Source organism: Arthrobacter sp. NicSoilB4 (genome assembly GCF_019977335.1).
GTDB lineage: Bacteria > Actinomycetota > Actinomycetes > Actinomycetales > Micrococcaceae > Arthrobacter.
In genome coordinates this window covers 1,973,079-1,987,985 of sequence record NZ_AP024653.1, presented here as the reverse complement: position 1 = coordinate 1,987,985, position 14,907 = coordinate 1,973,079, and the positions used below count along the sequence as shown (strand labels likewise).

Below are 14,907 nucleotides of genomic sequence, written 5' to 3'. Positions count from 1 at the left end.
TACTGCCAATTGCCCAATCGAAGCAGCGTCAGTGCCCGGCCTCGTACCAGCTGGAGCCGATGCCGATCTGGACGTCGAGCGGCACCGTCAGCTTCGCTGCGGCACCCATCTGCTCCGTTACAAGCTTCTCCACGGCCTCACGCTCGCCGTGCGCCACTTCGAGGACCAGTTCATCATGGACCTGCAGCAACATGCGCGATTTCAATCCCTGGTCCGTCAGGGCGCCGGCGACGCCGAGCATCGCGCGTTTGATGATGTCCGCGGCGGAGCCCTGGATGGGCGAGTTCAGCGCGATGCGCTCCGCGTTCTCGCGCAGCTGCCGGTCGGTGCTGGTGAGGTCCGGCAGGTAGCGGCGGCGGCCTTCGATGGTTGCCGTGTAGCCGTCGATCCTGGCCTGGTCCACCACACCGCGGAGGTAATCACGGACGGCGCCGAACCGGTCGAAGTAGTCCTTCATCAGTGTCCGCGCCTCGTCGACGGAGATCTCAAGCTGCTTGGAGAGGCCGAACGACGTCAGGCCGTAGGCCAGGCCATAGGACATGGCCTTGACCTTGGAGCGCATCGCACTGGTCACCTGGTCGGTGGGCACATGGAAGATGTTGGAGCCCACGAACCGGTGCAGGTCTTCGCCGTCCTGGTAGGCCTGGATCAGCCCCGGATCGCCGGAAAGGTGGGCCATGATGCGCATCTCGATCTGCGAGTAGTCCGCGGACAGCAGGCAGTCATAGCCCTCGCTGACCACAAAGATGCCGCGGACCCGCCGGCCTTCCTCGCTGCGGATGGGGATGTTCTGCAGGTTCGGGTTATTGGAGGAGATCCGGCCCGTGGCTGCGACGTTCTGCGCATACGTGGTGTGGATCCGGCCGTCGTCCGTGACGGACTTCTTCAGCGATTCCAGCATCTGCCGCAGCTTCGATGACTCGCGGTGCGCCATGAGCTGGACCAGGAATTCGTGGCCCGTCTTCTCCAGCAGGTTCTTCAAAGACGCGGCGTCGGTGGTGTAGCCGGACTTGATCTTCTTGGTCTTCGGCAGCCCCAGCTCCTCGAAGAGCACGGTCTGCAGCTGCTTGGGCGACCCGAGGTTCACCTCGTGGCCGATCGCGGCGAAGGCGAGCTCCTGGGCGTTGTCGATCACCTTGCCGAGATCCGCCACCTGCTCGTCCATGCGCCCCATGTCGATCGCGATCCCCGACAGTTCCATGTCGGCAAGAACGCGGCTGACAGGCAGCTCAAGGGTGGTCAGGAGGTCCTGGGCTTTGCGTTCGGCCAGTTCCGTCTCGAAGTACCGGCTGAGGGCACGCACGACGGCGGCCACATGGACCAGCGCGCCGGCAGCGGCGGCGTCGTCCTCGCCGTCGAACGCCAGCTCAAGCTGGCCGGCCTTGGCCGCCTCGGTCGATACGCTGATGTTGAGGTGGTGCTGGGCAAGTTCGGCGAGTTCATAGCTGCGGCGGTCGGGCTGGATGAGGTATCCGGAGATGGACGTGTCGTCCACGACGCCTTCCAGGCCGAGGCCGCGGCTGGAGAGCGCCTTGAGGGCGGCTTTGTAGCCGTGCATGACTTTGGCCACGCCGGCGTCCCTGAGCCAGCCGGCCAGGACGTTTTCGGCAGCCGCGTCCTGGCTGGCAAGGTCGATGTAGGCGGCCCCGTCGTTATGGACGATGGCCAGGGCGGCGGCATCTTCGCCGATCCGGCCGGGCACGACGTCGACGGCGACGGCGCAGCGCTGGCCGGCCCCGGACTCGAGGAAGGCAGCCAGCTCGGCAGCGTCCGCGGGGATCACGAAATCGGGGGTTTCGAGGCTTTCCCGCTCCGCTTCAGGAACTTCACTGCCGTACAGGGCAAAGAGCCGCGTGCGGATGGTCTTGAATTCGAGTGCGTCGAACAATTCCTCGAGCGCGGCCTGGTCCGGCCGCGGTTCCGCAAGCTCGTCCAGGGTCACCGGGAGGTCGAGGTCAGTGTGGAGCCGGTTCAACCGGCGGTTGCGCTTGACCTCGTCCACGTTTTCCCGGAGCGAGTCCCCCACCTTTCCGCCGATCGCGTCAAGGTTCGCCAGGACCCCCTCCAGCCCGCCATACAGGTTAATCCACTTGGCCGCCGTCTTGGGGCCGACGCCCGGGACGCCGGGGAGGTTGTCAGCGGACTCCCCCACCAAGGCTGCCAGGTCGGAATACTGGGCGGGGCTGACGAAGTACTTTTCCTGGATGGCCGTCGCATCCATCCTGGGAATGTCGCTGACGCCCTTCCTCGGGTACAGGACAAAAACGTTGTCCGTGATCAGCTGGAAGGCGTCACGGTCGCCCGACACGAGCAGCACCTCGAAGCCTGCTTTTTCACCCATGGCGGCGAGAGTGGCCAGGATGTCATCAGCTTCATAGCCTGGCATCTTGATGGTCTTGATCCCCCACGCGCCCATGACTTTGTCGATGAGGTCAATCTGGCCGCTCATCTCCCGGGGGGTCTCGTTGCGTCCGCCCTTGTAGTCGCTGTACTCGGCCTTGCGGTGGGTGGTGTCGTCCGAGACGTCGAAGGCCACGGCGACGTGTGTCGGCTTCTGCTCCTTGATCAGGTTGATGAGCATGGAGGTAAATCCGTGGATCGCATTGGTGTGCTGCCCTGTGGCGGTGGAGAACTTGTCCGCGGGGAGCGCAAAGAACGCCCGGAATGCCATCGAGTGACCGTCCAGGACCAGGAGGCGGGGCTGGTCCGTGATCGGAATCACGGGCGCCTCAGTGGCGGAAACCGACGCCGCGGCCCGGCTGGACTTCCGGGCGGGCTTGGCCGCAGCCACTGCTGCGGTCCCAGTTGCCGGGAGAAGGTCCACCGCGGTGTCCGCGGACAGGAGGGCAGCAGAATCGACGGCAGCAGAATCAAGGGCAGCAGAATGGGGGGCAGTGGCCGGTTTGGTAGTTTCGCTCACAGGTGCCAGCCTAGTTGCCATGACGGACAATTTCACGCCGGGCCCGTTCGCGGCCGAACTGGCGGCTGCCGGGATTCCCGAGGACCTGCACGAATGGCTGGGACAATACGGCGTGGGCGCCCTGGTGGTGAAGATGGGGATCCATTTCCTGGAGATGAGTCCGGAGCGGACAGTTGCCACCATGCCGGTGGAAGGCAACACCCAGGTCGCCGGGATCCTGCACGGCGGCGCCCACGTGGTCCTGGCCGAAACCCTGGGTTCGTTTGCGGCAGGAATGCACGCCGGGCCGCGGCGGCAGGCCCTGGGGATCGACGTCAGCGCCACGCATCACCGGGCCATCACGTCGGGCACCGTGACCGGGACGTGTACGGCAATCCACCTCGGCCGGACGCTCACCACGCACGAGGTCGTGATGACGGACGAACTGGGCCGCCGGCTGTCCACGGCGCGCATCACCAACCTGATCCGCGACATCGGCGCGTAGGCACTAAGCACACGGGCACGACGCACAGGCAGCGGAGCGCCCAGGCCCTAGGCCGGGACGCCCCCGAAGCGGTAGCGCAGCTCCACGATGCCGCGGCCCATGGTGTGCGAGGAGAGCAACTCCAGCGGCGCCGTCGGACCCGACACCGGCAGTACCGCCTTGCCGCTGCCCAGCACCACCGGAATGATCGAGATGATGATCTCGTCGAGGGCTCCGGCGTCCGCGAACTGGGCGGCCAGGACCCCGCCGCCCACGATCCAGACGTTCTTGCCTGCCGCGCCGGCCCTGAGATCCTCAAGGAATTCGGCAACCGGGCCGCGGACGAAGGTCACGTCAGCGCCTTTGGGGGCTGAGTGCTCGTGGTGGGTAAACACCCAGCACGGCGTCGCGGGATACGGCCAGGTGTCCGGTTCGTGCTTCCGCAGCCAGGCATAGGTGTCGCCACCCATCACGATGCAGCCGACGTCGGCCATGAAGCTGTCGTAGCTCTCCTGACCGCCGTCGAAACCGTCGAACTGGAGCAACCAGTCCAGATTGTCATCTCCGGTGGCGATGAAACCGTCCAGCGAGGACGCCACAAAATACTGGAAACCAGGCATGGCCCCAGCCTAGCCAATTCCTGCCGGGGTGCCCATCCTGCCCGCGCAGCAGGGCGCGTGCGGTGCGCAGCCCGGCGCCGTGCCGGCTACTTGCTGAAGTAGGGAATGATCAGGTACAGGCCGAACAGCACGGCCAGGCCGCACAGGCCGAAGCACACATAGGCGAGCGGCCGCACCCAGGCCGGCTTTCGTTCACTCACGTCACCGGCGATGGCGGTGAGACGGACCCCCAGGGAGTACAGAACCACGACGGTCACTGCCGCGACGAGCGTTGCTCCCGCCACCTGAACCAGTTCCAGCCACTTCATTACAGTTCGCCCTTCGGTTCGTCACTGGCCCTGCTGACAGACACGGCTTTCTTCTTCTTGCGGAACCGCACAGCCTGGCCGGCTTCCTCAACCGCGACGGCGTTGTGGTGCCCGACAGGGGATTTCTTGGAGTGGAGGAACATGTACAGCACGGCCGCGGTGCCGGCCACTGCGGCGACGACGACGCCTACGACGCCGGTCTGCACCAGCATGGCCGTCAGTGCCCCCACGATGCCGGCGGCAGGGAGGGTGAAGAGCCAGCCGAGTGCAATCCTTCCGGCCGTTCCCCACCGGACAGTGGTGCCGCGGCGTCCCATGCCCGAACCGATGACCGAGCCGGAGGCCACCTGGGTGGTGGAAAGGGCGAACCCGAGGTGGGACGAGGCAAGGATGGCTGAGGCCGTGCTGCTCTCGGCCGAGAAGCCCTGGGCGGGTTTCACGTCGGTGAGGCCGGACCCCATGGTGCGGATAATCCGCCAGCCGCCGGTGTACGTGCCGATCGCGATGGCGAAGGCACACGAGGCGATGACCCAGAACTGCGGTCCGGTACCGGGCGCCTGGGTGCCCGCTGCGATCAGGACCAGCGTGATGATGCCCATGGTCTTCTGGGCATCGTTCGTGCCGTGAGCGAGGGCTACCAGGCTGGACGTGAAGATCTGGCCATTGCGGAAGCCGCCGCGCTTCTGCGTAAGCTTGCTGCCCGACTCCGGGTCGTGGCGGGAAGTCAGCGCGTAGGCCAGCTTCGTGCACAGGTACGCCACGGCGCCGGCGATGATCGGCGCGAAAATCGCGGGGAGGATCACCTTCTGCATCAGGCTCTCGAAGTTGATCGAGTGGATGCCGATGCCGGCAATGGCTGCGCCGATCAGGCCGCCGAAGAGCGCGTGCGAGGAACTCGATGGCAGGCCCTTGAGCCAGGTGATCATGTTCCAGAGGATGGCGCCCATCAGTCCGGCGAAAATGATGTCCGGGGTGATCTGGACCCCTTCCGAGCCTTCCTTGATGATGCCGCCGGAGACGGTCTTCGCCACTTCCGTGGACAGGAAAGCACCCACCAGGTTCAGCACCGCCGCGAGTGCGACAGCCATTTTGGGTTTGATGGCACCGGTGGCGATGGGCGTGGCCATCGCATTGGCGGTGTCATGGAATCCGTTGGTGAAGTCAAAAAAAAGCGCCAAGGTTATTACCAGCGCCACCATGATGGTGATTTCCACCTGTTGCCCAATCTGCAGAGTCGACGGTCAGAGGTTTCATTCCCCGCTGCCGGCATAGTTCATCCGGGATCTACCGGGAGGATGTGCGGCGTTCAGCAAAATTGCCTGACCCGTTAAAGCGTACGGGGCATTGGCATCAGGGCAAAACAAGCACCGGAGAAGCCCGTGGGCAGCCCCTCCGTCAGCCATAGTGCAGATCGGGCGACTTCCCGGCGTCGATCATGCCGGCGATTTTTTCCTCCAGCGCGGCCAGGGTGGCGTCCGGCAGGACAATCAGCCCGTCCAGTTCGCGCCGGGCACGTTTGTATGCCGTTTGCCGTTCCGCGGGTGTGGCGCCGGCGTCCGAAGCGATCCGCAGCAGCTTCCGGGCTGTTGCGAGGCGCTCCCGTTCCGGTCCGGTGAAATTGCTGTCCCTGATCCGCTTGGCTTCCCGCTCGGCGACGTCGAATGCGAGTTCGTAGCCGTTGACGGCTTCCCGATACTCGGCCAGCCGTGCCGCCGTCGTGATGTCCTCCGGGGCTCCCGGGCGCAGGCCGTCGGCCAGCCGCTTCGCCCGGAGGAATGCCACGGTCAGGGGTTCACGAACGTCGGTCATGACCGGAAAGTCGATGAGCTTTCCGACGTCCAGCTCGTAGTCGAGCCACCGCCGGTTGACTGAGTCGTGGCTGTCCATGAGCTGCCGGACTTGGGACCGGCTGGCCTGCTCCACCTCCGCGGCCCGGTTGCGGAGCTTGTAGAGCTCAACCCGGCGGCGGTGCCGGCGTTCGCTGGCCCTGGACCAGGAGCGCGCCCAGCCTCCGAACAGCCCGCTCAGCGGGAAGATGAGCCACCAGAAGTGGCCGACGAAATCGAAGAAGGGCTCCACTGCATCATCCTCCCACCCGCCCCGGACAGGCTCAAGGGTCAGGCCACAGGGAGAGCCTCCTCGTGTGAGGAGACTCCCCGATGGCCGCCAGCCGAGCCGGCTGTCAATCCTCGTGCTTGACCTTGTGCACCCGCGTGACAATGGTCGGGCACGGCACGTTGAGCAGGACGGCGTGGGCCGTGGAGCCGAGCACCATCCGGGAGAACCCACCGCGGCCGCGGCTGCCGATGACCAGGAGCCGGGCCTCCTTGGCGGCTTCGACAAGTGCCTTGGCCGGCTCCGTGTCGGTCTCCAATCGCTGGTGGACCACCAGGTCCGGATACTTGTCTCCCAGCCCGGCAACGGATTCCGCCAGCACAATCCGGTCCTCCTCGAGGATCGATTCGGCGAGGCCGCTCTTCGGCAACTGGCTTTCGACCCAGCGGGCCGGCCTGCGGAAGGCGAGGACCACGGTCAGTTCGTCGCCGCCTTTGTCCGCTTCCGCGGCGGCGAACTCGACCGCCTGCAGGGACTCCTCGGAGCCGTCCACGCCCACCACGACGCCGGTGGCCCCTGCCCCGCGCTTGAGCGGGATCACGGCGGCGGGGATTTCCGAGGCGGAGACGATCTGCAGGGCGCGGTCCGTGAGGGGACCGCCGTCCATCCAGTGCTTGTCATGTTCGCCGACCACCACCAGGGAGGCTTCTTTGGATACCTCCCGCAGGACTGAACCGCCGCTGCCGTGGCGGAGTTGGATGTCCACCTTCACTTCGGGTGCCTGCTCGCTGGCGCTGGCCTGCGCCTTCTGGAGCAGCTCCATGCCCGCCTGCCTGATGATCTCGTGGTACTGGAAGTCCGGGGAAATCCAGCGGTCATCCACCGCGTGGATGGCGATGACCGGAACCTTGTCCCGGGCCGCCCGCTCCAGGGCCCACGTCAGCGCGGCCTCGCTTCCGGCTGATCCGTTTATACCGACAACGATTGGCTTGTTCATTCTGAATCCTGCTCTTTTCCATGGCGCGGACAGATCTGCATCGCATGATGGGACGGCAGCACCGTGGTCCGCCGACACTTCAGTGTGCGCCGGGCCCTGACCCCCGGTTAGGGCCTTAAGCCCTTCACTCCCCTTGCGCGCCACGCGTACCGTCGACCCATGGAGCAGGCCCCGTTGCTGCCCGCCATAGCCTGGTTGGCGGCGTCAGAGGAACCTGCCGTGCGCCGGGCGGCCCACCGGGAATTCCTCGGCACACCGTGGCCCGGCGGCGACGTAAGCAGCGGAAGGATCGTGTCCTCGCTGCTGGCCGGGCAAACCTCCGACGGCGGTTTCGGCGTCCACCCGTACCGGAAATGGACGGGAGCGCATTGGCGGCTCGTCTCCCTCGTCGACCTTGGCGTGACCGGAGCGGATGCCCCGACACTGCCGGACGCGGCCGGCACGGTGCTCGACTGGCTGCACAGTGATCAGCACCTCAGCCAGGTCCGGACTGTCAACGGCCTGACCCGCCGCTGCGCGTCGCAGGAAGGCAACGCCCTGTACGTCTGCGCCCGGCTGGGGATGGCCGCGGATGCCCGGGTGGCACGGCTGGCCCGCGACCTGATCCGCTGGCAGTGGCCCGACGGCGGCTGGAACTGCGACGTCGACGCCAGCGGCCGCCGCTCCTCGTTCCATGAGACGCTGCCGGCCGCCAAGGGACTCCACGCGTACTGGGAAGCCAGCGGCGATCCGGCGGCACGTGCCGGCGCGGTGCGGGCCGCTGAGCTGTTGCTGGAACATCGGCTTTTCAAGTCATCCTCGACGGGGCGGCCGATCGATCCGCGCTGGGTCAAGCTGCGCTACCCCGAGTTCTGGCACTACGGCATCCTTCCGGCCCTGCTGCTCATGTCCCGGATGGGGCTCGCGGGAGACCCGCGGACCCAGGAAGCCGCCGACGTGCTGCGCGGCAAGATGCTGGCGGACGGGCGGTGGCCGGTCGAGGGCGCCTGGTGGCATCCGCCGGGGGCAAAGGGCCAGACGGACGTGACTGATTGGGGCCGGACGGGACCCAATGAATTCGTCACCCTCAGCGCCGTTCGGATCCTCTCCCGCGGCCTGCCGGCCGCCGTCCCCACCGCCGATCCCGCCGGATGGGCCGGATCCCATGCCTGAGCAGCCGCCGGCCCCGGCCCGACGACTGTTCCTTCGGGCCGGAGCACTCAGCGGCCTGCTCTCCGCCGCCCTTGGCGTGGCCGGCGGGCTGCTCGAAGGGGCACTGACCGGGCCATGGCCGGTCGCCGCGGACCCCGGCTAAGCGGACTACCTGGTGGCGAACCGCGCACCGATCCTCGCCCAGAGCATGCTCTTCGTTTTCAGCTCCGCAGCGCTGCTCTGGTTCCTCGGCCACGTCCGGGCATGGCTGCTCCGCGCCGAGCCGGCGCCGGGCACGGCCTCCGGCATCGCTTTCGCCGCCGGGGTCTTGGCGGTGGGGCTGAACATTCTGGGCCAGGCCGCCCAGATCACCCTGACGCTGCCCTCCCAGGCCCGGATCCCTCCGGACGTCGCCGCCGCCGTGGCGGATCTGTGCCTCGTCACGCTGAACCTCGCCAACCTGCCCGCCGGTGTGATGTTCCTGGCCATCGCGCTGCTGTCCTGGCAGCTGCTGGCCTATCCCCGGTGGCTGGGCTGGATCGCTGCCGCGGCGGCCACGGCCGCGTTCGTTTCCACGCTATCGCTGATCCCGGCGGACGGCCCGTTGTCCCCGACCGGCGCCCTGACCACCGCACTGCGGCTGGTGCCGCTGTTCTGGTACGTCCCAGCCGCCGTCGTTATGCTGCGGCGGCCCGGCCGTCCGCCGCAGGCGGCAGGTTAGAAGCCGGTGGGCTCAGTTTCGAATTCCGGTTCCCGCGGGGGTCCTTCGTGGTGCACGGGGCGCAGCGCGGCGGTGCGCTCGAACCAGATCAGCGCGTCGTAGCGTTCGCCGATCCGCGTCGGAACGTAGTTCCCCAGCTCCCGCTCGGGATGGTAGACCACACCGATCGCCCGGTGGCCGAGCCAGGTGGAGAGCCAGGGCCCTGACCTGTCCTCGCCGAAGTCCAGCACCGACGGCACGCCCAGGGCCTCATGCAGGAAATCTTCGTGGCTGCCCGCGCGCGCCGGCGGGACCGGGAGTATCCGCTCCGGGCGGCCCCAGGCATCCGCCGCGATCACCTCGCCCCGGTGGGAGGCGAGGCCCACCAGCATCACCCCGTCCGCGGCGTGCCGTTCGCGGAGCAGCTGCCCCACGTTTACGAGTCCGTCCTGGGCCATGTCCGTGGCGCGGGCGTCCCCGACATGGGTGTTGTGCTCCCAGATAAGGCCCTTGGATTCCGGACCGAGATGCTTGCTGAGCCGGTCGATGGTGTCAGCCATGTGGTGGTCCCGGATGTTCCAGGACCGCCGGTCGCCGCGGACCATGATCCGGTAGTAGTGCTCGGCGTTCGCTGCCACCTCGGCGTTCTGCACCGCATCGAACGCCGCTTCGTCGTGATCGCCCGGACTGGACACCCGGTTCCGGACTTCGGTGAGGAGGGCGATGACGTCGGCTTCACAGGACTGTGGCACCAGCCGGGTGCTCCAGGCGTACTGGTGCGGATCCTCGTGGTGGGGCAGGAAGCACTCCCAGGCGCGCATGGCTGCAGGGACCGCGCCGGGATCGTTCTCCTCCAGCCAGCCGATGATCTCGCGGAGCGAATCCCACAGGGAGTACACATCGAGTCCGTAGAAGCCGACCCGCCGGCTCAGCGGACGGCCGAGGTTCCAGGTGCGGAGCCAGTCCAGGAACGCAGCGATTTCCTCGTTCGCCCACATCCACGTTGGCCAGCGTTCAAAGCCGGCGAGCAGGGCATGGACGCCCAGGTCCCGTCCGGTCTCGCCCCGGACCCAACCGTTGATCCGCCAGCAATCGGGCCAGTCCCCCTCCACGCCGATCCAGTTGTAGCCTTCCTCTTCGATGAGCCGCCTGCTGAGCGTGTCACGCCAGGTGTAGAACTCGTGCGTGCCGTGTGAGGCTTCGCCGATCGCGACGAACCGGCAGTCCGCCGCGCGCCGGACCAGGCCGTTGAGGTCCCGGTCGGTGGTCAGCGGCCGGGCCAGCGAGTGGATTTCCGCCAGGACCGCGGACCTGCGGACGCCGGACGTCACCGGGGGTCCTCGAGGGAGATCTTTTCGAGGTGCTCAGGAACCCGCGCCCGCCAGCCCAGTTCACGCTTGATCCTCAGGCGAAGGGCATCCGAGGCGTCGGGGTCTCCGTGGGTGATGTACGTCATCCGGGGTTCCCTTTCCGCGGTCTTCAGCCAGGCGATGATTCCGTCCGCGTCGGCATGCGCGGACAGGCTTTCCATCTGGACCACCTCGGCCCGGATTCTGATGTCCTCGCCGTAGATCCGGAGCTCGCGTTCGCCGGCTGCGAGGGAGGCGCCACGCGTGCCCCCGGCCTGGTAGCCGCTGAGGATCACGGCATTCTTCGGGTCCGGCCCGTAGGCGGCCAGGTGGTGCAGGATCCTCCCGCCGGTGAGCATTCCGCTGGCAGAGATGATGATCATCGGGCCGCCGCGCAGGTTCAGCAGCTTGGATTCATCGACCGAGCGGGTGAGCTTGGCCAATTTGTACATGTTCAGGTATTCCTGCTCTTTGAGCCGGTGTTCCTCGGGGTGCCGCTGGTACATTCCGGACGCGTCGATGGCCATCGGGCTGTTGAGGTACACGGGGATGTCCGGAATCAGGTTCTTGCTCCGGAGCCGGGACAGGTGCAGCATCAGCGTTTCGGCGCGGCCGACGGCGAACGCGGCGAACAGCACCACGCCGCCGCGCTTCGCGACCCGGTTGACGATCTCGCCCAGCTGCTGTTCGGGGTCGACGGTGGAGTGCGACCGGTTCCCGTAGGTGGACTCCGTGACAAGGACGTCGGCCTCCCCCAGCGGCCGGGGCGGCTTCATCAGCGGGTCGTCCGTCCGGCCCAGGTCCCCCGTGAAGTGCACCGAGTGCGGGCCGAGCCGCACCCGGACCTGGGCGGCGCCCAGGATATGGCCGGCCGGCAGGAATGTCATCTCCATCCCCCCGCCCAGGTCCAGCGGCTCGTCGAAATCCTGGACCGTGAAGCTGTTGAGGGACTTGACGGCGTCGGCCGCGGTGTAGATCGGCAGCGCGGGACTGTGCCTGGTCGATCCCCGGTGGGTGGCGTACCGGGCTTCCTCCTCCTGCAGGTAGCCGCTGTCGGGGAGGAGGAGTTTGCACAGGTCCGTGGTGCCGTCGGTGGCAATGACCGGTCCGCTGAACCCGTCCCGCACCAGCGCGGGCACGTAGCCGGTGTGGTCCAGGTGCGCGTGGGTCAACACCACGGCGTTGATGGAGTGCGGGGGGACGGGAAAGGGCGCCCGGTTGCGTTCGCGGCTGCGTTTGTAGCCCTGGAAGAGTCCGCAGTCCACCAGCACCCGTTTCCCGCCGGCCTCGAGCAGGTACCTGGAGCCGGTGACGGTGTCGGTGGCACCGAGGAAACGGAGGGTGGGCTGCTGGTGCTTCATGGTGCTCCCGTTCCCGCCTGGAATGACCTGCAACGACGCGCAGGAGCACGGCTGACCCGCGCAGGTGACATACCCCAGCTTCCGCCCGCGCAGGGCCGACCCGTAGGGCCGAAAGTCACCAACGCCCCGCGTCCGCACGGGCCACGCGGGAGGCCCCGGCCACGGTCACCGCGGCATGGGGACCACGGCACCGGTAGGATTTTCCGGCAGGCTCTTTGGCTCGCGCACAACCGGCGGATTCCAGTGGCAAGGACTGATCATGAAAAAGACATCCCCGCGGGCGGCGGCCAACGGCGCAGACCTGAACGGCGCAGCTCTGAACGGCGCAGCACGCCAGCCGGGGCTGCCCGGGAGTGACCGCCCGTGGACCAGTTCCTACGGGCCAGGGGTGCCGGCGCAACTCGTCCTCCCCAAGGGTTCGCTGGTGGACCTCATGGACACGTCCGTCCGCCGCTACGGGTCGAAGACCGCCCTGGAATTCTTCGGCGCGCGAACGAGCTACCGCGAGCTGGGCACCCTGATCAGCCGGGCGGCTGCCGGCCTGCAGAAACTGGGGGTGAAGGCCGGCGACAGGGTCGCCCTGGTCATGCCGAACTGCCCGCAGCACATTGTTGCCTTCCATGCCGTGCTGCGCCTGGGCGCCGTGGTGGTCGAGCACAACCCCCTCTACACGGAACGGGAGCTACGCCACCAGTTCGAGGACCACGGGGCAGTCGTCGCGATTGTCTGGGACAAGGCGGTGGAGCGGGTCCGGCAGCTGCCGGCCGACGTCGGGCTCCGCAGTATTGTCTCGGTGGAGCTGATCCCGGCGATGCCGCTGCTGCAGCGGCTGGCACTGCGGCTGCCGGTCCGCGCCGCCCGCAAGTCCCGCGCCGCCCTTTCCGTGGGCAAAGATGGACGGCGGGGCCGGCCGGCTCCCGCCGTTCGGCCCGTGCTGCCGTGGCGAGAGCTCCTCGACGCCGGGGAACTCAGGAAGAAGCACCCGCGCCCGTCGGCCGGGGACCTCGCAGTGCTGCAGTACACGTCCGGCACGACGGGCCTGCCCAAGGCCGCCATGCTGACCCACGCCAATCTGCAGGCCAATGCCGCGCAGGGCAGGGCGTGGGTGCCGGGGCTTAAGGACGGCCGGGAAACCGTGTATGCGGTGCTGCCGATGTTCCACGCGTACGGCCTGACGCTCTGCATGACCTTCGCGTTGAGCATCGGCGCGAAGCTGGTCCTGTTCCCCAAGTTCGACGTCGACCTTGTGCTGAAGGCGCTCAAGAAGTCCCCCGCGACCTTCCTGCCAGCGGTGCCGCCGATCTACGACCGGATCGCCGCCGCCGCGGCGGAGCGCGGGATCGGGCTGGACAGCATCCGGTTCTCGATCTCCGGAGCCATGAACCTGCCGACGGCGACGGTGGAGACCTGGGAGAAGGCGACCGGCGGCTACCTGATCGAGGGCTACGGACTGACCGAAACGTCCCCCATCGCGATCGGCAACCCGTTCGGCCCCAGCCGCAAGCCGGGGACGGTAGGAGTGCCGTTCCCGCTGACCGACATCCGGGTCGTGGACCCGAAGAACACCGCGCTGGACCGCGCCCCGGGCGAGGAAGGGGAACTCCTGATCCGCGGCCCCCAGGTGTTCGCCGGCTACTGGAACCGGCCGGAGGAAACCGAAGACGCCCTGCTCGACGGCGGCTGGTTCCGGACCGGGGACATCGTCTCGGTCGATGACGACTACTTCGTCACGATCCGGGACCGGATCAAGGAACTGATCATCACGGGCGGCTTCAACGTCTCGCCCAGCGAAGTGGAGGACGTCATCGCCACCTTCCCCGGCGTTTCGGAGGTCTCCGTGGTCGGGCTGCCGCGCCCCGGAGGCGGCGAGGACGTGGTCGCCGCCGTGGTGCCGATCCCGCGCACCACCATCGATCCGGACGCGCTCCTGGCCTTCGCCCGGAAGAACCTGACCGCCTACAAGGTGCCGCGCCGCGTGGTGGTGCTCGATTCCCTGCCCCGTTCGCTGATCGGCAAGGTCCTCCGCCGCGAGATCCGCGACACGCTCGTGGCAGGGCACTGAGCCGCTTCCCGCGTCACGGCCCGTCGGTTCCGGTCCGGGTGGCTGTCCCGGGCCGCAGCCGCTCGCCGATGAACTCGATGGTCCGGTCCAGGGCCGCCCTCGTCGGGTGCCCGGGGGTGTCCACCAGGTCCACGGTCAGGACGCAGTGCGCCGACTGGGAGATGCCGAACGGATTTCCCGGCGACGAGTCGACTTCAATGCTTTCGAAGCTCTCGCCGAATTCCCGCCGCATGGTCTCAAAACGCGCCGCCGGGCAGGCCCGGTCGTTGCTGAACCGCAGCCCGAGCAGCCGAAGCCCCTGGCTCGTCCGTTCTTTCACCCGTGCCAGTTCGCCGTCGTCGAGCCCGACGGCGGCACGCCGCCGCGCGGTGAGGCCCGCCGGCAGCCCGGGCTGGCTCATGACCGGCGCCAGCACCGCGGGCTCCAGGGCCATGGCGAGGGCGAAGCTCCCGGTCATGCACATGCCGATCGCCCCGACACCGGGCCCGCCGCATTCCTGATGCGCGTGGGCGGCGAGGGCACGCAGCCAGCCCGTCGCCGGGCTGCTCCGGTCCGCCAGGACAGCGAATTCACGGGAAATGCAGACTTTGGCGATGGACTTCGCGATTCCGGAACCCGCTGCACCGCCGGGCCGGCCGAACATCGAGGGAAGGTACACGGTATAGCCCCGGTCGATCAGGCGGCGGGCGAGGTCCACAACCCCGGGATGGATTCCCGGGACCTCATGGATCAGGATCACCGCCGGGCCCGTCCCGGCCCGGAAGACCTGGTGGCTGATGCCGCCGTCGCTGAAGGTTGATTCGGTGAAGCCCTCCAGCGTGTCCCGTTGCTCCGGCATGGACGGCCCCCTTCGGTTCCGGGCGGCAGTTTTCGAATCGGGCCGCCCCGCGTACCGCACATGCTACGGAACGGCAGGGCCGCCGTCGACGGCAGACACCTTG

General features: G+C 67.8%; 14 protein-coding genes. 5 read left to right on the top strand and 9 right to left on the bottom strand.

Annotation, left to right across the window (positions count from 1 at the left end; genetic code table 11):
• Nucleotides 1-28: 28 nt before the first annotated feature.
• Complete coding sequence (gene polA / locus LDO13_RS08955; protein WP_263422161.1) at nt 29-2,671, bottom strand: DNA polymerase I; 2,643 nt, start codon at nt 2,669-2,671, stop codon at nt 29-31.
• Nucleotides 2,672-2,939: 268 nt separating this feature from the next.
• On the opposite strand from polA, the gene LDO13_RS08950 reads away from it, so the two are divergent.
• Nucleotides 2,940-3,404, top strand: a complete 465-nt coding sequence (locus LDO13_RS08950) for a hotdog fold thioesterase (protein ID WP_224049635.1) — start codon at nt 2,940-2,942, stop codon at nt 3,402-3,404.
• Between the two features lie 47 nt (nt 3,405-3,451).
• Here the strand turns inward: LDO13_RS08950 and LDO13_RS08945 are convergent, their stop codons facing one another.
• From LDO13_RS08945 to LDO13_RS08925, 5 genes are all read right to left on the bottom strand, one after another.
• Nucleotides 3,452-4,003: a dihydrofolate reductase family protein gene (locus tag LDO13_RS08945; protein ID WP_224049634.1), complete on the bottom strand. Its 552-nt coding sequence runs from the start codon at nt 4,001-4,003 to the stop codon at nt 3,452-3,454.
• An 86-nt stretch (nt 4,004-4,089) separates the two neighbouring features.
• Entirely contained in the window at nt 4,090-4,311 is a 222-nt protein-coding gene (locus LDO13_RS08940; RefSeq protein WP_224049633.1) for a hypothetical protein, read from the bottom strand.
• Nucleotides 4,311-5,525 (bottom strand): inorganic phosphate transporter, encoded by a 1,215-nt coding sequence (locus LDO13_RS08935; protein WP_275960813.1) that lies wholly within the window; start codon nt 5,523-5,525, stop codon nt 4,311-4,313. The genes LDO13_RS08940 and LDO13_RS08935 overlap by 1 nt, the downstream gene beginning before the upstream one ends.
• 181 nt (nt 5,526-5,706) lie before the next feature.
• Nucleotides 5,707-6,390 (bottom strand): hypothetical protein, encoded by a 684-nt coding sequence (locus LDO13_RS08930; protein WP_224049632.1) that lies wholly within the window; start codon nt 6,388-6,390, stop codon nt 5,707-5,709.
• Nucleotides 6,391-6,493: 103 nt separating this feature from the next.
• On the bottom strand, nt 6,494-7,363 hold the full coding sequence (locus LDO13_RS08925) for a universal stress protein (protein WP_224049631.1): 870 nt from the start codon (nt 7,361-7,363) through the stop codon (nt 6,494-6,496).
• 159 nt (nt 7,364-7,522) lie between these two features.
• On the opposite strand from LDO13_RS08925, the gene LDO13_RS08920 reads away from it, so the two are divergent.
• Genes LDO13_RS08920 through LDO13_RS08910 form a run of 3 tightly spaced genes read left to right on the top strand, consistent with a single transcriptional unit; the run spans nt 7,523 to nt 9,215 of the window.
• Nucleotides 7,523-8,515 (top strand): hypothetical protein, encoded by a 993-nt coding sequence (locus LDO13_RS08920; protein WP_224049630.1) that lies wholly within the window; start codon nt 7,523-7,525, stop codon nt 8,513-8,515.
• Nucleotides 8,508-8,657, top strand: a complete 150-nt coding sequence (locus tag LDO13_RS08915) for a hypothetical protein (protein WP_224049629.1) — start codon at nt 8,508-8,510, stop codon at nt 8,655-8,657. Before LDO13_RS08920 ends, LDO13_RS08915 begins: the two co-directional genes overlap by 8 nt.
• A 12-nt stretch (nt 8,658-8,669) precedes the next feature.
• Nucleotides 8,670-9,215, top strand: coding sequence for a hypothetical protein (locus tag LDO13_RS08910; protein ID WP_224049628.1), 546 nt, complete (start codon nt 8,670-8,672; stop codon nt 9,213-9,215).
• Here LDO13_RS08910 and LDO13_RS08905 read toward each other — a convergent pair.
• Nucleotides 9,212-10,525, bottom strand: a complete 1,314-nt coding sequence (locus LDO13_RS08905; protein WP_224049627.1) for an erythromycin esterase family protein — start codon at nt 10,523-10,525, stop codon at nt 9,212-9,214. The two genes, LDO13_RS08910 and LDO13_RS08905, sit on opposite strands and share 4 nt — an antisense overlap.
• Complete coding sequence (locus LDO13_RS08900; protein WP_224049626.1) at nt 10,522-11,904, bottom strand: MBL fold metallo-hydrolase; 1,383 nt, start codon at nt 11,902-11,904, stop codon at nt 10,522-10,524. The genes LDO13_RS08905 and LDO13_RS08900 overlap by 4 nt, the downstream gene beginning before the upstream one ends.
• Nucleotides 11,905-12,163: 259 nt before the next feature.
• Between LDO13_RS08900 and LDO13_RS08895 the strand changes: the two genes are divergently transcribed.
• On the top strand, nt 12,164-13,966 hold the full coding sequence (locus LDO13_RS08895; RefSeq protein WP_224049625.1) for a long-chain-fatty-acid--CoA ligase: 1,803 nt from the start codon (nt 12,164-12,166) through the stop codon (nt 13,964-13,966).
• Nucleotides 13,967-13,979: 13 nt separating this feature from the next.
• On the opposite strand, the gene LDO13_RS08890 is transcribed toward LDO13_RS08895, so the two are convergent.
• Entirely contained in the window at nt 13,980-14,804 is an 825-nt protein-coding gene (locus tag LDO13_RS08890) for a dienelactone hydrolase family protein (protein ID WP_224049624.1), read from the bottom strand.
• Nucleotides 14,805-14,907 lie beyond the last annotated feature (103 nt).